The following is a 20,041-nucleotide window of genomic DNA, read 5'->3' on the forward strand; positions in this document are numbered from 1 at the left end:
GACGACTCAAAGAACCGCGAAGAATACGTCAGCCATCAAAAGGCCGCCAGCGACGTCTATCCACCTATACAAAGTAGCTCAATCCACACAATGGGTTGTCCCCACGTCACGCATTGCATAGGCTTGCGCGATTGTTTGCCCGCGCACGTCGCGAGCCGCCTCGAGGAGACTGAAAATGGGCCTGAATAATCAGTGGATGCAACGCGATCTTGCGGTGTTGTGGCATCCCTGCACCCAGATGAAAGACCACGAACAGCTGCCGCTGATCCCGATCAAACGCGGTGAAGGCGTCTGGCTGGAAGACTTCGAAGGCAAACGTTACCTCGACGCCGTCAGCTCCTGGTGGGTCAACGTGTTTGGTCACGCCAACCCGCGGATCAACCAGCGCATCAAGGACCAGGTCGGTCAGCTGGAACACGTGATCCTCGCTGGTTTCAGCCATCAGCCGGTCATTGAGTTGTCCGAGCGCCTGGTGAAGATGACGCCGGAAGGCCTGACCCGATGCTTCTACGCCGATAACGGTTCGTCCTGCATCGAAGTCGCGCTGAAAATGAGCTTTCACTACTGGCTCAACCGCGGCCAGCCGAACAAGAAGCGCTTCGTCACCCTGACCAACAGCTACCACGGCGAAACCATGGCGGCGATGTCGGTGGGCGACGTGCCGCTGTTCACCGAAACCTACAAGGCGCTGCTGCTGGACACCATCAAGGTGCCGAGCCCCGATTGCTACCTGCGCCCGGAAGGCATGAGCTGGGAAGAACACTCGCGCAACATGTTCGCCGCCATGGAACAAACCCTGGCCGAGAATCACGACACCGTCGCGGCAGTCATCGTCGAGCCACTGATTCAGGGCGCCGGCGGCATGCGCATGTACCACCCGGTGTACCTGAAACTGCTGCGCGAAGCCTGCGACCGCTATGGCGTGCACTTGATCCACGACGAAATCGCCGTCGGCTTCGGCCGCACCGGGACGATGTTCGCCTGCGAGCAGGCCGGCATCCGCCCGGACTTCTTGTGCCTGTCCAAGGCCCTGACCGGCGGTTACCTGCCGTTGGCGGCCTGCGTGACCACCGAAGATGTCTACAGCGCTTTCTACGACGACTACCCGACCCTGCGCGCCTTCCTGCACTCCCACAGCTACACCGGCAATCCGCTGGCGTGCGCGGCGGCATTGGCGACGTTGGATATCTTCGAAGAAGACAACGTCATCGAGAACAACAAGGCCCTGTCTCAGCGCATGGCCAGCGCCACTGCGCACCTGGCCGATCACCCGAACGTTTCGGAAGTGCGCCAGACCGGCATGGTGCTGGCCATCGAGATGGTCAAGGACAAGGCCACCAAGGAAGCTTATCCGTGGCAGGAACGTCGCGGCTTGAAAGTGTTCCAGCATGCGTTGGAGCGTGGTGCTTTACTTCGACCGTTGGGCAGCGTGGTGTACTTCCTGCCGCCATACGTGATCACGCCTGAACAGATCGACTTTCTGGCCGAAGTGGCCAGCGAGGGTATCGACATCGCGACTCGCGATAGCGTTAGCGTGGCGGTGCCGAAAGACTTCCACCCGGGCTTCCGCGATCCGGGCTAAAGACCATCCAATTTTTAGAGACCCAGCATGAGACTGTCCCGCTTCTTTATCGACGCCCCCTTGAGCACCGGCGAACACGAGTTGCCCGAGGCCCAGGCCCATTACATCAGCCGCGTTCTGCGCATGGCCGAGGGTGATGCGTTGCAACTGTTCGACGGTTCGGGCCAGGAGTTTCGCGCCACGCTGGTGGAGGTCGGCAAGAAGCGCGTCGTCGTGCAGATCGATGAAAGCTTCGCCGGGCAGGTCGAGTCGCCCTTGTCGATCCATCTCGGCCAGGGCTTGTCCCGTGGCGAGCGGATGGACTGGGCGATTCAGAAAGCCACCGAGTTGGGTGTCACTGAAATCACCCCGATCTTCAGCGACCGCTGTGAAGTCCGGCTGAAAGACGAACGTGCCGACAAACGCCTGATGCACTGGCGTCAGGTTGCGATCAGCGCTTGCGAGCAGTGCGGGCGTTCACGGGTGCCGGTGATTCATCCGCCGCTGCTGCTGGCCGATTGGCTGAAGCAGACTCAGGCAGAATTGAAGTTGGTGCTGCATCCGGTGGCCGAGCCGTTGGTGAGCCATGCGAAACCGGCGACGCTCGCGTTTTTGATCGGCCCGGAAGGCGGGTTGTCCGACGCTGAAGTCGAGCAGGCCAAGGCTGGCGGTTTTCACGCCGCCCGCCTCGGCCCTCGCGTGTTGCGCACCGAAACCGCGCCGGTGGTAGCGTTGGCGGTTGCCCAACAGCTTTGGGGCGACTTCTAGGACCTCTTCGCGAGCAAGCCCGCTCCCACACTTGATCTGTGTCGTTCAGAGATCAAATGTGGGAGCGGGCTTGCTCGCGAAGGCCCGCGACGCGGTCTACAAGACATAAAACAGAATCTGATCGTTCAGAAACTATTGCACCGGGTCACTCACCGGTTTGGCGATGATTGCCTTCAGCTCGCTGGTCATCGGGAATTCCAGGTTCAGGCCTTTGGGTGGAATCGGTTGCTGGAACCAGCGCTGATAGATGCCGTTGATCTCGCCCGAGCTGTACAGATCGGCAAGGGTCGAGTTCACCAACTCAAGAAACTGCGGATCATCCTTGCGCACCATGCAGCTGTAGATTTCCCGCGACTGCTCCTCGCCCACTACCACCCAATTATGCGGATCGCGGGCCTTGGCGCGTTCGCCGTAAAGCAGCGCATCATCCATGTAGAACGCCGCCGCCCGACCTGACTGCAGCATCTGGAAGGCTTCGCCGTGGTCCTTGGCGCTGATCACGAACATATCGATCTTGTTATCGACGTTGTAGCTCTTCAGAAACCGCTCGTTGGTGGTGCCCGCAGTGGTCACGACATTCTTGCCGCGCAAGTCGGCGAAACTCTTGATGCCGCTGTCCTTCGCCGTGAGCAACTGCCCCTTCACGTAGATGAACCCGTAGGAAAACGCCACTTGCTGCATGCGCTCGGCAGTCACGCCAGTGGAGCCGCACTCAAGGTCGACCGTGCCGTTCTGCACCAGTGGAATGCGCGTTTGCGAGGTCACCAGGTTGTACTTCACCTGCAGATCCGGCTGATCGAGTTTTTGCTTGATGCGCTCGACAATCTTGCTCGCCAGGTCCACCGAATAGCCCATCGGCTGCCCCGTGTGATCACCCACGTAGGAGAATGGCACCGACGCGTCGCGATAGCCCAACGTGATGCTCTTGGCATTGGCGACCTTGTTCAGCGTGCCGGTCAGCGGCGCTTCGTTGGCCTGGACCTGACTGGCGAGCAGCAGGCCGAGGGTGCAGCCGATCAACGTGATTTTTTGCATTGTTATTCTCCGTTGTGGGTAAGGCGATTAGCGGCGGGCGGCGATCACGGTGATTTCCACCAGCACCTCTGGACGGGCCAGTTGCGCCTGCAAGGTGGTGCGGGTCGGCGCGTTGCCCGGTGACAGCCACTGCGACCAGACCTCGTTCATGGCGGCGAAATCGCGGCCAATGTCATTCAGGTAAATGGTCGCGTTAAGCAGATGATCCTTGTCGCTGCCAGCTTCGGCCAGCAACGCGTCAATCTTCGCCAGCACTTCGGCGGTTTGTCCGGTGACGTCGGTGCTGTCACCCGGAACCTGTCCCGAGAGAAACACCAGATCGCCAAAGGTCACCGCGCCAGAGAGGCGGCTGTTGCTGTTGATTCGGTTGATGTTCATCGGTTTTTCCTTTTCAAGTCAGGCGACGCGGGGGGCGAGGCCCTGCATTTCGATTGAAGGTGCGCGTCGGGCGATCAACTCGCTGAGCAACCGGGCGCTGCCACAGGCCAGGGTAAAACCCAGGGCGCCATGGCCGAGGTTGAGCCACAGGTTGCGGTACGCCGTGGCCCCGATCAACGGCACGCCGCTGGGGGTGGCCGGGCGCATGCCGGCCCATTCGATGGCGGCGTCGTAATCGCCAGCATTCGGTAAGGTTTCCTGCGCCTGGCGCTTGATCAGCGCCAGACGTTTGGGGTCGAGTGCCGGGTCGAAACCGACAATATCGACCATCGCCGCCACGCGCAGTTGTTCACCGATGCGGGCGTAAACGATCTTGCGGTTGTAATCGGTGATGCTCAGCTCCGGCGCGCGATGTTCGGCGCGGATCGGCAAGGTCAGGCTGTAGCCCTTGAGCGGATACAGCGGCAAGTTCATGCCGGGCAGCGCCAGCGCCGGACTGCGATGACCGGCGGCAATCACCAGTTGCTCGACAGGCAGCACTTGCGAACCTATTTCGACGGCCTGCACCGCGCCGTCCGCGTGGCGAATGCCGGTGACCTTGCGCCCGAGCAAAAACTCGCAACGCCCCGACGCCTGGAGTCGAGCCAGCAGTTGCTGGCAGAAAGCATGGCAATCGGCGACTTCTTCGTCAGGCGTATAAATCGCTCCCACAAACGGCGCCTCGGCGAGTGCAGGCTCCAGTTGGGCACATTCGGCCCGCGACAGCACGTGCTGCTGTCGCGGATCAGCCAGTCCACGGCGAGCGTGTTCGAAACTGGCGGCTTCACGAAACGTCACCAGTTTGCCGTTGCGCCGCCAGTCAAAACCGTCGAGACGGTCTTCGTCGCGCCAGCCTTGCAGCGTGGACTGGCTCAGCAGCGCCAGACGCAGCAGGTGCGCGCCGTTGCGCTGATTCACCGAACGACGGCAGGCCGCCAGGAAGGACGCCATCCAGCGCCATTGCGCCGGGTCCAGGCGCGGACGCAGCTTCAACGGCGAGTCACCGCGCAGCATCCAGCCAAGCGCCTGCAACGGTACGCCGGCATCGGCCAGTGGCGCGACGTAACGGTAGGACAACTGGCCGCCGTTGGCGAAGCTGGTCTCGCTGCCCAGCGAATCCCGGGCCTCGATCAGGGTCACGTCGATGCCGTCGCGAATCAGTGCGTAAGCCGTCGTCAGCCCGATGACGCCGCCACCGATAATGCAAACCCGCTGAGCCATGTCTGTCCTTAACCGTTGTTGAAACAGGCTTCAGGTTAGGACCAGGTGACAGCCGTTGAACAATGCTTAAAGATGCCTGCCCCATAAATAAAGGTTATGGACTTGCCATGCGACTGCGACACATCGAGATTTTCCAGGCCATTCGCCAGACCGGCTCGGTCAGTGGCGCCGCACAGTTGCTGCACGTATCGCAACCGGCGGTGAGCAAAATGCTGCAACACGCCGAGCAGCAACTGGGCTTCCCGTTATTCCTGCGGGTACGCGGTAAATTGCAGGCCACGCCTGAAGCGCTGGAACTTGAGCGCGAAGTCGACAAGGTCACCGAAAGCCTGCAAGGCGTACGACGTCTGGCCCAGAGCCTGCGGCGCGAGCCGGGTCACAGCGTACGGATCGGCGCGATCCCGGCGCTGGCCCTGTCGCTGCTGCCGCCGGCCATCAACGAATGGACGCAACGCTACCCGGACATCGTCTGCGAACTGTCCAGCGCCCACAGCCGTGAGCTGATGCAGAATTTGTTGATGCGCGAAGTGGATGTCGCGCTGACCTTGCAGCGCCCGGATCATCCGGGCCTGAAGGCGCAAGCTCTGGCCTGCGGGATGCTGGTGGCGCTGGCACCGACAGGTTATTGGGCCGATGACACTCTGGGCCAGCCGTTGCCGTTGAGCGAACTGGCGGGTGCGCCGCTGATCGGCCTGTCCAGCGCCGACCCGCTCGCGGCCAGACTCGACAGCTACCTTGAAGCGGTCGATCCGCCGCCACGGGTACGCATCGCCGTGCAGACCTATTCGCTCGCGCGGGCGATGGTGGAATCCGGTGCCGGGCTGGCGGTGATCGATCCGTTTACCGCGCTTGGTGCGTCCCCCGCCACCACGGCGATTCGACCTCTGGCGCCAGCGTTACCGATCACGTTGTACGCGGTGACCCGCGCCGACGAACCGCCGCCCCACACTTTGAGCGACTTGTTGCAGGTGTTCAGCCGACGGGCGCAGGCGCAGCTGGATCGCTTGATCCCTTAGAGGCCTCAAAGGACATAAAACAGAATCGCCACGAAATGCAGCAAACTCCCGGCGATCACGAACAGGTGCCAGATCCCGTGGGCATGGCGCAAACGACTATCCAGCGCAAAAAAGATAATGCCCACGGTGTACAGCACGCCGCCCGACGCCAGCCAGGCGAAACCCGTACTGCCCAACGCCGCCAGTAACGGTTTGACCGCCACCAGCACGATCCAGCCCATCACCGCGTAGATCACGATCGACAGAATCCGCGCCTCCGAACGCGGTTTGATCTCTTGCAGGATGCCGATCAGCGCCAATCCCCAGACAATCCCGAACAGCGTCCAGCCCCACGGCCCGCGTAGCGTCACGAGACAGAATGGCGTGTAGCTGCCGGCAATCAACAGGTAGATCGAAAAGTGATCGACCTTCTGCATGATCGCTTTCTTGCGCCCACGCACGCTGTGGTAAACGGTCGACGCGCTGTAAAGCACCAACAAGGTGAACCCGTAAATCGCCACGCTGACGATCTTCCACGGGCTACCGTCCATGCCAGCAATCACCAGCATCCACACCACCCCGACCACCGCTGCCACCGCCCCGACCAGATGCGTCCAGGCGTTCAATCTTTCCCCGTGATACATGTATTGCTCACCTCAACGTTCGTTGCAACATCGCGTAAGGCTCAGGCCTGAAGGTTAAAAGCGCAATGTTTCAGAACACGACACCCCCGTAGGAGCTGCTGAAGGCTGCGATCTTTTGATCTTGATTTTCGGCCATGTCGCCTGCATCGCGGGCAAGCCTCGCTCCTACGGGTATATGTCGTTCACAGAAACCGCATATCACACCAATCCGGAGCGAGGCTTGCCCGCGAAGAGGCCAGAAATAATCCCCGCAGTTTTCAATGGCGGAGCATTACAGTCCGGTCATCTGCTGCTGCACGCGAATCTGAAGCTGCTCGGTGCTTTCCAATAGTTGCGCCAACAACGCCGGATCTTCATCCATATAGCCTTCGTACTCCGCCAGGTTTCGTCGCTCATGACACAGGGCGAATAGCCGAACCTGTACTTTGCCAATATCAGCTGTATGAATCAGGCACTGAAACACCAGATATCGCTTGTCTGAACGGTAGCCGCACAAGCGAAGAGCCGTCAGTGCAAGGGCATGGGCAGCGTTGTAAGCCAGGTCGAAACGACTCGCGAAGGAAAGCGAAGACGTTTGCGCGTCTTTCAATCGATCCACAACCGAACGCATCAGCCCTTCGCATTCCTTGCGATCCGGCGGCTCAGCTTTCAGTCCACCGCTACGTAACAGGTTTTCCAGATTCTCGTTGCTGCCCATCCTTGGACTCCAAAGGGTTTCCCCCCATCAGATTGATCTTGTCCTGCTGCGCTACCCGCACGACAAAACTATTTTCAGCGGCCAGTTTCGCGGCCCAGTCGTCGGGGGTGTAGAGCGTCGGGTTGAGGACGCGGCCCAACTGCTCCTCCATCGGTATAAGCCGCTCCATCACTTCACTGTAGTGCAGGCCCTCGCCGATCAGCATGAGATCAATGTCACTGGATGCGTTTGCCTGATCCTTGGCGATAGAGCCGTACACAAATGCCCAGGTGATCTGTTCGGCAAAGGGTTGGAGCGCCTGACGCAGAGGTTCGGCAATACCAAAGGTTTTGCGGGCGATGCCCAGCAGTTCCGCATAGATCGGGCAGTCGGGATTGGCTTGATAGTGGGTTTGGTTGCCCTGACGGGTCATGGTCAGCACGCCTGCCCGCTGCAACCGATCCAGCTCGCGCATGAGGCTGCCTTTACCCACTTGAGCCCAGCGGGCGATCTCGTTGGCGTAAAAACTTCGGTCGGGTTTACCAAACAGCAGGCCGAGCACTTTTTGCTGGGTGGTGGTGAACAAAGCTTCGCTCAATGACAGGTTTTTCACGGCAACGACCGATAAGTCCCAAAAAAGGAACGATAGGTCCCTTTTTGGGAATCTTCAACCTAACGCAGAAACCTTTGTGGCGAGGGGGCTTGTCGGAAGGTCCGACAGCTTGGGATTTTGTGTTTAAAAGTTTGTCCGCAGGAGTGGTGAGAGGCTACGCAGTCTGGCGTCGCTGCCTACAGCAATGCCGGAACCCGCCGACTGGTGCGGTTTTGCGTTGGTCCTTATCGTTTGCGTGTCGCTGCACATCCAGTGACTGGGACTGGAAACCCCAAAAAAGGGCGCAAAAGCGCCATTCATAACGAATGGGCCAACTCCAATCTGTAAGCGGAAACTCATTATGTCCAAGGTAACGCCCAACCCAGCAGATAACACTGACACCGATTCCCAAGCATCCCTCGAATCCGAAAAACTCAAGGAAGCCGCCGACCGCGTCTTTTCCTACTACTTCCCACCCCATGAAAAACCGCGCAAGCGCCGCAAACATCAGCTCTTCAGCGTCTCCCCCGATATCGACACCGAAGCCCTTCTTGCCAACGCCTCCGAAGACCTGCTGTCCATCAGCGCCATTGCTGCCGATCTGGCGGACGATGTGGAAGGCTCACGCCGCTCTGTAGCCTTGGCGCTCAGCCGAATGGCCGATGGGGTGCAGTTGTTGGTGGAGCGGGCGCTGGATCATCATGAGTCGGCGCAGATGAAGGCTCAGGCCAGCGCTTCGCAGTCAGGGCTGTGGTGAATTGACGGCCGCCTTCGCAAGCAAGCCCGCTCCCACAGGGGGTCCCAGTCGTACACATATTTTGTGTTCACCGACGATCAACTGTGGGAGCGGGCTTGCTCGCGAAGAGGCCAGTCAGATCAACCCAGCACTTACGAGCAACTCCTCCAGCGCCAGCAAATCCGGCACCTTGGCCACCTGCTCCCCCACCTGCACCGCCGCCTGTTCCAGCGAGCACAACGGCACATCCACATAACTCAACTGACTATCAAGCTTGTAAGACCGCGGAATCCCCTGCACCAACAAGGCGATGAATTTCAAATCGGGCCGCCCACCGAGCGCATTGAGGATGACGATCCGCGCCCGCTCGCCGATGACGATTTTCTGCCCGCACGCCGACTCGAAACTCAGCAACGGAATCTGCCGGTTCCGCCACATTACCCGCCCGAGGTACCACGGCGGCGTGTCGAGGTCGAAGGCGCTGGGTTGGTAATCAATAAGCTCCGCAACAGCGACGTTGGGCAAAATCAGATTGCGGTCGGCCAAGGGCAGCAGCAGGCCGGTGAGGTTACTGGAGCGGTGCTCAAGCATGGGTTTTGCTCCACAAGGCGATGCTTTCGAGCAGCACCGATTCCTGGTATGGCTTGCCGAGGTAGTCGTTGACGCCGATAGCCATGGCGCGGTCGCGGTGTTTCTGCCCGGTGCGGGAAGTGATCATGATGATCGGCAGGTGCTGCAGACGTTCGTCGGTGCGTACCTGGGTCGCGACTTCGAAGCCGTCCATGCGCGGCATTTCGATGTCCAGCAGCATCAGGTCGGGCATGTGTTCTTCAAGCAGCAGCATGGCGTCGACACCGTCCTTGGCGGTCAGCACGTTCATGCCGTGGCGCTCCAGCAGACGGCTGGTGACCTTGCGCACGGTGACTGAGTCATCGACCACCAACACCAGCAGTGGCTTGTGCGGCTCGACCTCCGCCTCCTGAGTCGCTGACTGTTGCGGCACGCGGGCCTGCATGGCGCGGATTGGCGCCAGCAAGTCGAGAATCAGCACCACCCGCCCATCGCCGAGAATCGTGGCCCCGGACAAACCCTGCACCGCCGCGAATTGCGGGCCGAGGCTTTTGACCACGATCTCGCGAGTGCCGGCCATGGAGTCGACTTGCACCGCGATGTGCCGCTCGTTGCACTGCACCAGCAACACCGGCAGCGGCAGGCTCTGGCCCAGCAGTTTCGGGCGATGGCTGGTTTTCAGCAGTTCACCGAGGTAGCACAGCTCATAGTGTTGCCCGGCATATTTGTAGGTCGGCGGATCGAGCCGGTAATGCCCTTCAAGTTCGTTGGGCAGCACGCGAACGATGCCGTCGATGGTGTTCAGCGGGATCGCGTACTGATCATCAAAGCACTGCACCATCAGCGCCCGGTTGACCGACACGGTAAACGGCAGTCGAATCCGGAAGTGCACGCCCTGCCCCGGCACAGAGTCGATGCTCATGCTGCCGCCGAGCTGCCGGACCTCTTCATGCACTACGTCCATGCCGACGCCGCGTCCGGAAATCTGGGTGATTTTCTCGGCGGTGGAGAATCCCGGTTGCAGGATGAATTGCAGTACATCGCGGTCGCTGATGTCGCTGTCCGCGGCCAGTAACCCGCGGTTGATCGCCTTGCGCCGCACCGCGTCCAGCGGCACGCCGGCACCGTCGTCGCGGATGTCGAAAATGATGTCGCCGCCCTCTCGCGACAGGTCCAGCGTGATACGACCCTGAGCCGGTTTACCCGCCGCGATACGCACCTCGGCCGATTCCAGGCCATGATCCACGGCGTTGCGCAGCATGTGTTCCAACGGCGCGGCCATGCGTTCGAGGACGTTGCGGTCCATCTCGCCTTCGGCATTGCCGACGATGAATTCCACATCCTTGCCCAGTTCGCTGGAGACCTGCCGGACGATCCGCTTCAAGCGCGGCAGCATCCGTTCGAACGGCACCATGCGCGTACGCATCAGGCCTTCCTGCAATTCGGTGTTGATGCGGCCCTGCTGTTGCAGCAGGTTTTCCGCGTCCTGATTGCGTCGGTCGAGGGTTTCCTTGAGGTCGAGCAAGTCGGAGGCGGACTCGAACAGCGCGCGCGACAGTTGCTGCAACTGCGAGTGGCGGTCCATTTCCAGCGGATCGAATTCTTCGTAGCCCAGGCGTTCGGCGTCGACTTGCTGGCGGCTGAGAATCCGCCCCTGGGTTTCCGTGTCGAGACGACGCAATTGGTCGCGCATGCGCTCGATGGTGGTTTCCATCTCGCTCAGAGCCACCCGCGCATCGTTGACCTGTTGTTCGATCCGGCCACGGAAAATCGACGTTTCGCCGGCCAGGTTGACCAGATCATCGAGCAGTTCTGCCGAGACCTTGACCATGTCCGCGCCGGCATCGGGTTGCGGTGCGAGCGTCTCGACTTTCGGCGTTGCGGACACCACGACCGGTGCCGGTGTTTCGGGCACAGCCGGATGACTGAAGTTCTTGATCGCGTCGATCAGTTGATCGGCGGGCGGCAATGGCTGATCGGCACGGGTCGCGTCGAGCATCTGCGCCAGTCGGTCGTGGCTGCTTTGCAACAAGCCGAACAACGCGGCGGTGGGTTGCAGTACGCCAGCGGACAGGCCTTCGTAGAGGAATTCCAGCTCATGGGCGAGGTCGCCAATCGGCGCGATTTCCACCATCCGCGCGCCACCCTTGAGGGTGTGCAGGTCACGCAGCAGGGTTTCCACTTCCTGACGATTCGACGGCTCGGCCTGCCAGCGCACCAGCGCCGCGCCGGAGTTTTCGATGATGTCGAAACCTTCTTCGAGGAAGATCTCCAGCAGCTCCGGATCGTGCCCCGGCGAGTCCTCGGCCCGTACAGGTTCGACCGCTTCAACAGCGCTGGCGTTGCCCTGGCGAAACTCGCGAATAGCCTCGATCACCTCACCCGGATCGCCCAATGGCCGTTGGTTCTGCAACTGATCAAGCAGCTGCGCGAGCCGGTCATGACTGTGTTGCAGCAAGTGCGCCAATGCTTCGCTGTAGGCGTAACGGCGGTCCACCAGACCTTCGTAAAGGCTTTCCAGTTCATGGGCCAGCTCACCGACCGGCTCGACCTCGGCCATCCGCGCGCCACCCTTGAGCGTGTGCAAATCTCGCTGCAACGACAACAACGGTGCAGCGTTGTCCGGGTCGATCAGCCAGCGCTGCAAAGCCTGGCCGGCGCTTTCGAGGATATCCACCGCCTCTTCGAGGAAGATCGAAACGATCTCATCGTCCAGCTCAACCTGGGTCGCGGTCTGTTCGAGTTCGGCTGTGGCACTGCCCAGTTCCCTAATGCTCAGGGTGCGGCTACCGTCGCTGCGAATCAGGCCCATGGCCGAGGGATCAAGGCTCTCATCAAGCAAGCCGCGCAAGGCCCGGATGCGTTCCGGTTGCGGGCTGACTTCCTGGCCGGCCGCCAGTTCGTCGAGCATGTTGATCAGCGCTTCGTGGGCACTTTGCGCCTCGTGGAAAAACGCCTCGCTGACCGCCAGGCTGCTTTCTTCCACCGCACCGTATAGGTCAAGCAGGGCTTCGCAGAGTTCATCCACCGGATGCAGATCAGCCAGGTGGGCACCTTCGCCGAGGGTGGTCAATTCATCCAGCAATGCACTGAGTTCCTGACGCTCGCCGGGATGTTGCTGCCAGCGTTGCAACAGGCTTTCGGCGTCGAGCAGGATGTCCATGCCTTGGGCGAGGAAGTTGTTGATCAGTTGCGGATCACGCTTGATGCGCAACCCGGTATTCGGGGCACTCAGGAGCGTTTCCAGACGCTCGGCCAGCAACGCCTGGGTTCGCTCGATCAATGAGCGAGCGCCAGGAATCTCGGCCAGTGGGTCGGCTTTGAGCTGTCGCAGCCCGAGACGGAACAAGCCTTCGGCGTCGAGCAGCAGTTCGACTTCGTCCAGGTCCAGGGCGATCAGGTGCGCCTTGTACTCCCGGGCCAGATGATCCAGCGGCGTTGCCAGCTCGGCGATCGGCAATACGCCAGCCATGGAGGCGCTGCCCTTGAGGGTGTGCAGCGCCCGCTGCAACTCGTCGCTGGCCTGCAATGGCACGTGCTCGGCGGCTTTATCGAGGAAACGGTTGAGGCTGCCCAAATGGGTTTCGGCTTCGTTGCGAAAAATCTCAAGCAGCAGCGGATCGAGGGCGGCGACGTCCTGTGCGTCCTCGTCGGGTATCGGCTCATTGCCCTTGGCCAAGGCGTGGGCGCGTGCAGCCAATTGGTCAACGTCATTGCGCTGGCGCTGGGCATGGTTGGCAAACTCGGCCACCAGCTCCGGTAGCAGATTCAGCGCATCGCCCAGCAGTTGTTGCACCGCCGGCCCTGGCGGAACGCTGCGTTCCAGTACGCGGTTGAGCAGGTTTTCCACGGACCAGGCCAATTCGCCCAGCACCAAAGCGCGGACCATCCGACCACTGCCCTTGAGCGTATGGAAGGCGCGGCGCAGTTCGCTCAGGGCTGACTGACTCTCGGGATCGGCCGACCAGCGCGGCAGGTACTCCCGGAGAGTTTCCAGGACTTCATCGGTCTCTTCGAGGAATACTTCCCGCAGCTCGTCGTCCACCGGTTCTTCACCGGCGGGCGGCGGCAACAGGCTTCCCGGGGTCGTCAGGGCGGGCGGATTGACGGAGGACACAGGGCTGGCCAACACATCGGCCAGTGACTGGACGGTCTCAGGGTCGTCCAGTTCCTGCAGATCCTGCATGACCTGCGCTTCACTCGGGCTGAGCACATCTTCAAGCACCGGCACCTGCTGCTCGCTGGGGAAAAAGCCGAGTGAGGCCAGGCTTTTTTCTGCGACGTCGAGCAACTTTTCACCCGGCGCTTCGGGGTCGTCGCTGAGGCGCTCCAGGTAATACTCGATGCTGGTGATGACGTCGGCCAGGCTGTCCAGTTCCTGCCAGCCGGGGTGATCCGGATCCAGCAGCAGGTGTTCGCGGATGAAGTGGTTGCACGTTTCGATCAGGCTCGCCGCACGGCTCAACGGAATCATCGCCAGCGCACCGCGCACCTGGGTCAGCAAGGCCGGCAGTGGCTGCAAGTGCTGGCGGTCCCAGTCGGCGTCGATGTAGTCGACGATCATGTCCTTGGCCTGTTGCAGGCAGATGCGCGCTTCCTTGATCACGATCTGATGGATCTGTGTCAGGTCGGTGGTCGGCAGACGGCTTTCTTCCTGGCTTTCCGGCTCGACGGTGCCGACCATGCCGGCCAGCGTCGCTTCGACGTAGAGCAAGGCACCGGCGACGTCCATCAGGATCGCATCGTTGGGCTCACGCTGGCCCTGGACCAGGCTCAGCACCACCGCCAGTTGATCGATGATGACCTTGCGTGGCTGGCCGAAACCGAGCACCGCCAGGGTGTCGGCGATTTGCCGCAGTGGCGCCAGCAGGCTTTCGAGGTCGGAGGTGTGTTGGCGGTCACTGCGCACGAACAGGTCCAGGCGTTCCTTGACCCGCACCAGCTCTTCACACAAAGCGGCCAACACCGAGCGCATGGCATCGCGGTCGGGACCAGCCAGCCGTGCGCGCTCTTCGTCGACCATTGCGCTGTCAGGCAAAGCGTCGTCCAGTCCGTAGCGATCTTTCATGGTCAGCATCTGCCCGGTGGGATGTTCGGCCTTGGCAATGTAGAACAGCAAACTCTTGAGCAACTCCAGCGGCGCCGGCTGATTGATTCCGGGCATGCCCTGTTCGAGCAGGCGCTTCAGTTCTTTGTCGGCCTCCTTGAACAGACTGCGCAACGCCGGACTGTTAGCAATCGAGCCGCTGCATATACCTTCGACCAGCGCCGAGGCAACTTGCCACAACGGGCTCAGGGGCGCATTGCCGCACAGGCCTTCGAGACGCGTAAACACTCTGGTCAGATAATCGAGGTTGGTTTCGCCGTCCTGCTCACGCAGCAATCCGACCAGGGCCATCTGCAACATCTGCCGCAACTTGCGCAGCACATTCGGTAAATCCGCCGGCTCCAGCAGCGCCAGCGACTCTTCGTCCAGGGGCGGCAGGTCCGGCAATTGCGGGCTGAACAGGCTGGTTTCCGACAACAGGCTTTCGCCGCGGGCGCTGCGCAGATCGTTGATCAGCGGCAGCACCACCAGCGGCAGGTCGCGGCGCGCACCTTGCACCCGGTCGAGGTAAATCGGCAGCTGCCCAAGGGCTTGCAGCAACAGGTGGAGCGTCTCATCGCGATGACTGACGCGGTTCTGCTGCAAAGCCGTGGTCAGATGTTCCATCTCTTCGGCGAGCAGCGCCGCGCCGTAGAACTCGACCATCTGCAAACTGCCGTGAACCTGATGGATGCACGCCAGGCATTCACTGAGCGCGTGCGTCGCCTGCGGGTCATCAAGCAACGTTTCAATCGCCTGATGAGCCACCTTCAGCGTTTCGGCAATCTCGCCTTTGACCCACTCGAGGGCCACATAGTCGTGCCGATCACCCATAACCACTCCAAATCACTGCTCTACTCAAAAAAAGCATTCACTCGCAGGCGTTTCACACTTTATCCGACGCCTGCGCCTTGGCGGCCGGCAAGGTGAAACCGGACACCGAACGCCGCAGCTGGCTGGCCATTTTCGCCAGGTTGCCAATGCTCTCGGCGGTGGCGGTGGAGCCGGACGAGGTCTGCGTAGTGATCTGTTGGATCACGTTCATCGTCAGGGAAATCTGACCGGCCGAAGACGTCTGTTGCTGCGCCGCGTTGGAAATACTCTGGATCAACGCGGCGAGGGTCTTCGACACGCCTTCGATTTCTTCCAGGGCCACTCCGGCATCCTGCGCCAGACGAGCGCCGCGCACCACTTCGGTGGTGGTCTGCTCCATGGAGATCACCGCTTCATTAGTGTCGGTCTGAATCGCCCGCACCAGGGTTTCGATCTGCCGGGTGGCGGCGGACGAGCGCTCGGCCAGCCGCTGGACTTCATCGGCGACCACCGCAAAACCGCGTCCGGCATCACCGGCCATGGAGGCCTGGATCGCCGCGTTGAGCGCAAGGATGTTGGTCTGGTCGGCAATGTCATCGATCAGGCTGACAATGTCACCGATTTCCTGAGAGGACTCGCCGAGGCGTTTGATGCGTTTGGCGGTGTCCTGAATCTGCTCGCGAATATTGTCCATGCCGTGAATGGTGTTGTGCACCACCTCGTTGCCCTTGTTGGCGATTTCCACCGAGCGTTCGGCCACCGCTGAGGATTCGGCGGCGTTGGCCGAGACCTGGTCGATGGACTGGGCCATGTCATTGATTGCGGTGGACGCCTCGGCGATCTGCTGCGCCTGATGTTCCGAAGCCTGCGCCAGGTGCATGGCGGTGGCCTGGGTTTCCTGCACGGCGGCAGCGACCTGGCCAGCGGTGAGGTTGATGGTCGCCACCAGATCGCGCAGTTGGTCCACGGAATAGTTGATCGAGTCGGCGATGGTCCCGGTGAAGTCTTCGGTTACCGAGGCAGTTACGGTCAGGTCGCCGTCCGCCAGGTCTTCGATCTCGTCGAGCAGGCGCATGATTGCGTTCTGGTTACGCTCGTTCTTTTCGGCCGTTTCGCGCAGCTGACGATTGGTTTCCCGGACCATCACCAGACCAATGAGGATGATCGACATCAGCGCCAACAGGCCCAGCACGTAGCCGCCAATGGTGTCGGTGTTGCGCCCGCCGGCCAGGTTTTCGAAACCGCCGGCCAGGTGCGAGGCTTCCTCGAGCAGGGTCTGCGACAGGGTGAAAATATTGGTCGCCGATTCGCGGACCTTGAGCAGCTCCGGTGAGGTTTCAAGGATTTCATCCACCGAACCCGAGACGAATTCGAACAGCTCGGAAATCTCGATCAACCGCGCACGAGCATCGCGATCTTCAACCTGGCTGACTTTCAGTGACGGATTCCCCTGGAGCATGCCGTTGAGCACCTGGCCGAATCGCGCCGCATCGCGACCGAAGGCATCGGCGGCCTGCTGCGAATTTTCATCTCCGGACAGCACGGTATTCACCGCACCGAGAATCCGCTCAGCCAATAGCGACTGGCGCTGGGCCATGGCCACCTGCGCGGCCGGGGCACCGCGCTGGAGGAGCGTTTCGACGACTTTTTCGTACTCGACCTGCAACTGCGGCACGGTTTCGGCCAGGGTCGCGGCGACTTGATGCAGCGACAGCACGGTCTGTTCGCTGGAGAGGATCGCGTCGGTGTTTTTCAGCAAGCGTTCCCAGTCCAGTTGCACGGCGCGCATTTCCGGGCGCACGGTGGACGGCGCGGGCGGCAGGCCGGTGTCTGGGTCACCTTTCTTAAGATAGCCCCAGCGTTGGGCAAAGTCATTGCGCGCATCGCTCAGCAACTTGAACGCCGCCGCCTTGCCGGCAGCAGCTTCGGTGGCGTTCTTGGCAATGCGCTGGGACAACACGCGCAGCTCACCGGCGTGGCCGATGTACTGCTTGTCGTACGCGGCCTGGGTGTTGAGGTACGCGAAGTTGGCGAACAGCAGCATGATGAAGACGATCAGCGCAATGAACAGCGCGATGATCTGTGACCGGCTGCGCGACCCTTCTGGTTTGCCTGTTTTTGCTTTTATCATCGGTCCTCGCCTGTTAACCACACCTGTGAACCTTGCCGAGAACCCTGTGGGAGCGGGCTTGCTCGCGAAAGCAGTCATTCATTCAACATTGATTCTGACTGACCCACCGCCTTCGCGAGCAAGCCCGCTCCCACATTAGATCGGCGTTGCGCCAATTAAACCGCGACGTGCATAAAGCTTTGGGACTGCACCAACGCAAACGGGCTGAACACCTGCCAGTTCTGCTCGCGCTGAAACCGGCCTTTGATGAACGGTGCAATCGGGTCGCTCAAGGTATCTACCGGCTCAAGACTGTCCTGGGCAAAGTGCTGCAAGCCGAAAACCTCATCGACCATCAACCCGGCAAACACGTCGTTATGCTCCACCACCAATACCCGGCGCTGCTTGCGCACTGTTGACAGCTCATGCCCAGGCTCTTTACCAAAAAAGAAGCCGCACAAGTCGATGATCGGCAACAGCCGCCCGCGAAGGTTGGCCACGCCCTTGACCCAGGGTCTGACCCCCGGCAACTGGGTGAACCGCGGCTCGTGCAACACTTCGCTGACTTCGCCCATCGGCGCGACGTACCAGTGTTCGCCCAGACGGAAGCCGATGCCGCTCCAACTGTCTTGTCGGGTCGGCTGGGACGGCAAGTCCGCCGCCAGCAGACGACAACGCTGGTCGATCTGCAGCAGCAGTTCGAAAGCCGTCAGCGACTCGGTCATGGCCGGACGATCAACCGGCCAGCACGTTGTTCAGGGTCTTGATCAGGGTGTCTTCGTCGACCGGTTTGGTCAGGTAGTCCTTGGCGCCCTGGCGCGTGCCCCAGACCTTGTCGGTTTCCTGATCCTTGGTGGTAATGATGATCACCGGGATGTGCCCGGTGTCCGGGTCTTTGGTCAGCTGGCGGGTCGCCTGAAAACCATTGAGGCCGGGCATGACGATGTCCATCAGCACCGCGTCGGGTTTTTCCTGACGGGCCAGGGCCACGCCGTCGGCGCCGTTTTCGGCTTTCAACACTTCATGACCGTGCTTTTCCAGCATGCCGGTCAGTTTGTACATTTCGGTCGGCGAATCATCGACGATCAGAATACGTGCCATGGTCTTCCCCATTCTTGTCGACACCGGGCCCGCTGGCCGAGCGTCACTGTGCGTGTCCTATTGCGGCAAAACAGCGGCGAAGCCCGGGACATGGGCCTGGATCGCGTTCAGCAGCTCTTCCTTGCTGAAAGGCTTGGTCAAAAACTGGTCGGAGCCGACGATGCGCCCCTTGGCCTTGTCGAACAGCCCGTCCTTGGACGACAGCATAATCACTGGCGTGGACTTGAACGCGCTGTTGTTCTTGATTAAAGCGCAGGTCTGATAACCATCCAGACGCGGCATCATGATGTCGACAAAGATGATGCCGGGGTGATTGTCGGCAATCTTGGCCAGGGCATCGAAACCATCGATGGCGGTGATCACTTCACAACCCACGTTCTTCAACAGCGTTTCGGCGGTGCGGCGAATCGTTTTCGAATCGTCGATCACCATGACCTTCAAGGCGCTGGAATGCTGTTCCATAAATGCTCTGCCGTCGCCTTTGCGAATCAAATTGTCCATTTCCGATAACCGGAGGCTCGAAACCCTTGATGTTTAAGGGCCGGAACGATGTGGTAGCCTTTTTAGCACAGTCTCCAAATGCAATCTATCGGGGGACCGGCGCGGTGGTTTTTCCTTGACCGGGAACACACTGAGCGCCACTCTGACGCCACTTTTTCAGGTCACTGCGACCCACCCAATTTCGAGGAAAAACCCATGAGCGTTCGCGTCGGGATTGTCATGGATCCTATCGCCAGCATTTCCTATAAAAAGGATAGCTCGCTGGCCATGCTGCTGGCCGCACAGAAGCGCGGCTGGGAACTGTTCTATATGGAACAGGGCGATTTGTACCAGGCCGAAGGCGAAGCGCGGGCGCGGATGCGTCCGTTGAAAGTCTTCGCCAACCCGGAAAAATGGTTCGAACTCGAAGCCGAGACCGACGCGCTGCTGAGCGATCTGGACGTGATCCTGATGCGCAAGGATCCGCCGTTCGACATGGAATTCGTCTACTCCACTTACCTGCTGGAGCAAGCCGAACGCGCTGGCGTGCTGGTGGTCAACAAGCCGCAAAGCCTGCGTGACTGCAATGAAAAGCTGTTCGCCACGCTGTTCCCGCAGTGCACGCCGCCGACCATCGTCAGCCGTCGCCCGGACGTACTGCGTGAATTCGCCGATCACCACGGCGACGTGATCCTCAAGCCGCTGGACGGCATGGGCGGCTCTTCGATCTTCCGTCACACCGCTGGCCACCCGAACCTGTCGGTGATCCTCGAAACCCTGACCCTGCATGGCAAACAGCAGATCATGATTCAGGGTTACCTGCCGGCGATCGTCGATGGCGACAAGCGCATCCTGATGATCGACGGCGAGCCGGTGGATTACTGCCTGGCACGAATTCCTGCCGCCGGTGAAACCCGTGGCAACCTCGCCGCCGGTGGCCGTGGCGAAGCCCGACCGCTGACCGAGAAAGATCGCTGGATCGCCGCACAAGTCGGCCCGACCCTGCGCGAAAAAGGCCTGTTGTTCGTCGGTCTGGACGTGATCGGCGAGCATCTGACGGAAATCAACGTCACCAGCCCGACCTGCATTCGCGAGATTGATAACGCGTTTGGCACCGACATCGGCGGCCTTCTGATGGATGCCATCGATCAGAAGCTCAAGGCTCGTTGATATAGAACAGCCAAGAAACGACCAACATTGCGTTATCATCCGCGGCCTGTGAAAAACGCGATGTTG

Annotated in this window: 17 protein-coding genes; 5 read left to right on the top strand and 12 right to left on the bottom strand. The window is 60.7% G+C overall.

Features of this window, described 5'->3' with window-relative positions; translation table 11 throughout:
• Positions 1-175 precede the first annotated feature (175 nt).
• Together FQ187_RS02545 and FQ187_RS02550 are read left to right on the top strand one after the other, a co-directional pair.
• A complete protein-coding gene (locus FQ187_RS02545) occupies positions 176-1,582 on the top strand; it encodes an adenosylmethionine--8-amino-7-oxononanoate transaminase (RefSeq protein WP_149628289.1) in 1,407 nt (468 codons plus the stop codon).
• 27 nt (positions 1,583-1,609) lie between these two features.
• Positions 1,610-2,329 carry a 16S rRNA (uracil(1498)-N(3))-methyltransferase gene (locus FQ187_RS02550; RefSeq protein ID WP_149628290.1) on the top strand — a complete coding sequence of 240 codons (720 nt, stop codon included), beginning with the start codon at positions 1,610-1,612 and terminating at the stop codon, positions 2,327-2,329.
• A gap of 132 nt (positions 2,330-2,461) precedes the next feature.
• Here FQ187_RS02550 and FQ187_RS02555 read toward each other — a convergent pair whose 3' ends face one another.
• From FQ187_RS02555 to FQ187_RS02565, 3 genes are read right to left on the bottom strand one after another with little or no spacing between them, the layout of a single operon-like run.
• Positions 2,462-3,364 carry a transporter substrate-binding domain-containing protein gene (locus FQ187_RS02555; RefSeq protein WP_149628291.1) on the bottom strand — a complete coding sequence of 301 codons (903 nt, stop codon included), beginning with the start codon at positions 3,362-3,364 and terminating at the stop codon, positions 2,462-2,464.
• A gap of 27 nt (positions 3,365-3,391) precedes the next feature.
• Positions 3,392-3,742 carry a RidA family protein gene (locus FQ187_RS02560; protein WP_149628292.1) on the bottom strand — a complete coding sequence of 117 codons (351 nt, stop codon included), beginning with the start codon at positions 3,740-3,742 and terminating at the stop codon, positions 3,392-3,394.
• An 18-nt stretch (positions 3,743-3,760) separates the two neighbouring features.
• Positions 3,761-5,002 carry a D-amino acid dehydrogenase gene (locus tag FQ187_RS02565; protein WP_149628293.1) on the bottom strand — a complete coding sequence of 414 codons (1,242 nt, stop codon included), beginning with the start codon at positions 5,000-5,002 and terminating at the stop codon, positions 3,761-3,763.
• A 107-nt stretch (positions 5,003-5,109) separates the two neighbouring features.
• On the opposite strand from FQ187_RS02565, the gene FQ187_RS02570 reads away from it, so the two are divergent.
• Positions 5,110-6,018, top strand: a complete 909-nt coding sequence (locus FQ187_RS02570) for a LysR family transcriptional regulator (protein ID WP_149628294.1) — start codon at positions 5,110-5,112, stop codon at positions 6,016-6,018.
• A 5-nt stretch (positions 6,019-6,023) separates the two neighbouring features.
• Here the strand turns inward: FQ187_RS02570 and FQ187_RS02575 are convergent, their stop codons facing one another.
• From FQ187_RS02575 to FQ187_RS02585, 3 genes are all read right to left on the bottom strand, one after another.
• Positions 6,024-6,641, bottom strand: a complete 618-nt coding sequence (locus FQ187_RS02575) for a hemolysin III family protein (RefSeq protein ID WP_095127102.1) — start codon at positions 6,639-6,641, stop codon at positions 6,024-6,026.
• Positions 6,642-6,912: 271 nt separating this feature from the next.
• Positions 6,913-7,338, bottom strand: a complete 426-nt coding sequence (locus FQ187_RS02580; protein WP_149628295.1) for a hypothetical protein — start codon at positions 7,336-7,338, stop codon at positions 6,913-6,915.
• A complete protein-coding gene (locus tag FQ187_RS02585) occupies positions 7,301-7,930 on the bottom strand; it encodes a nucleotidyltransferase domain-containing protein (protein ID WP_149628296.1) in 630 nt (209 codons plus the stop codon). The genes FQ187_RS02580 and FQ187_RS02585 overlap by 38 nt, the downstream gene beginning before the upstream one ends.
• Before the next feature lie 340 nt (positions 7,931-8,270).
• On the opposite strand from FQ187_RS02585, the gene FQ187_RS02590 reads away from it, so the two are divergent.
• Positions 8,271-8,666 carry a DUF6124 family protein gene (locus tag FQ187_RS02590; RefSeq protein WP_149628297.1) on the top strand — a complete coding sequence of 132 codons (396 nt, stop codon included), beginning with the start codon at positions 8,271-8,273 and terminating at the stop codon, positions 8,664-8,666.
• A gap of 114 nt (positions 8,667-8,780) precedes the next feature.
• Here the strand turns inward: FQ187_RS02590 and FQ187_RS02595 are convergent, their stop codons facing one another.
• The 6 genes from FQ187_RS02595 to pilG all read right to left on the bottom strand — a co-directional run bounded on the left by FQ187_RS02595 (position 8,781) and on the right by pilG (position 18,787).
• Positions 8,781-9,236, bottom strand: coding sequence for a chemotaxis protein CheW (locus FQ187_RS02595; RefSeq protein ID WP_149628298.1), 456 nt, complete (start codon positions 9,234-9,236; stop codon positions 8,781-8,783).
• Positions 9,229-15,135 (bottom strand): Hpt domain-containing protein, encoded by a 5,907-nt coding sequence (locus tag FQ187_RS02600; RefSeq protein ID WP_149628299.1) that lies wholly within the window; start codon positions 15,133-15,135, stop codon positions 9,229-9,231. Before FQ187_RS02600 ends, FQ187_RS02595 begins: the two co-directional genes overlap by 8 nt.
• A gap of 52 nt (positions 15,136-15,187) precedes the next feature.
• On the bottom strand, positions 15,188-17,245 hold the full coding sequence (locus tag FQ187_RS02605) for a methyl-accepting chemotaxis protein (RefSeq protein ID WP_149628300.1): 2,058 nt from the start codon (positions 17,243-17,245) through the stop codon (positions 15,188-15,190).
• 155 nt (positions 17,246-17,400) lie between these two features.
• Positions 17,401-17,949, bottom strand: coding sequence for a chemotaxis protein CheW (locus FQ187_RS02610; RefSeq protein ID WP_149628301.1), 549 nt, complete (start codon positions 17,947-17,949; stop codon positions 17,401-17,403).
• A gap of 10 nt (positions 17,950-17,959) precedes the next feature.
• Positions 17,960-18,325 (bottom strand): twitching motility response regulator PilH, encoded by a 366-nt coding sequence (gene pilH, locus FQ187_RS02615; protein ID WP_109635579.1) that lies wholly within the window; start codon positions 18,323-18,325, stop codon positions 17,960-17,962.
• A gap of 57 nt (positions 18,326-18,382) precedes the next feature.
• Entirely contained in the window at positions 18,383-18,787 is a 405-nt protein-coding gene (pilG, locus tag FQ187_RS02620) for a twitching motility response regulator PilG (protein ID WP_008152601.1), read from the bottom strand.
• A 234-nt stretch (positions 18,788-19,021) separates the two neighbouring features.
• Here pilG and gshB point away from each other — a divergent pair, with 234 nt between their 5' ends.
• Positions 19,022-19,975 carry a glutathione synthase gene (gene gshB, locus FQ187_RS02625; RefSeq protein ID WP_008152603.1) on the top strand — a complete coding sequence of 318 codons (954 nt, stop codon included), beginning with the start codon at positions 19,022-19,024 and terminating at the stop codon, positions 19,973-19,975.
• The last annotated feature ends 66 nt before the right edge of the window (positions 19,976-20,041 follow it).

Origin of the sequence: Pseudomonas sp. ANT_J28, assembly GCF_008370005.1 — a bacterium.
Taxonomy (GTDB): domain Bacteria; phylum Pseudomonadota; class Gammaproteobacteria; order Pseudomonadales; family Pseudomonadaceae; genus Aquipseudomonas; species Aquipseudomonas frigoris.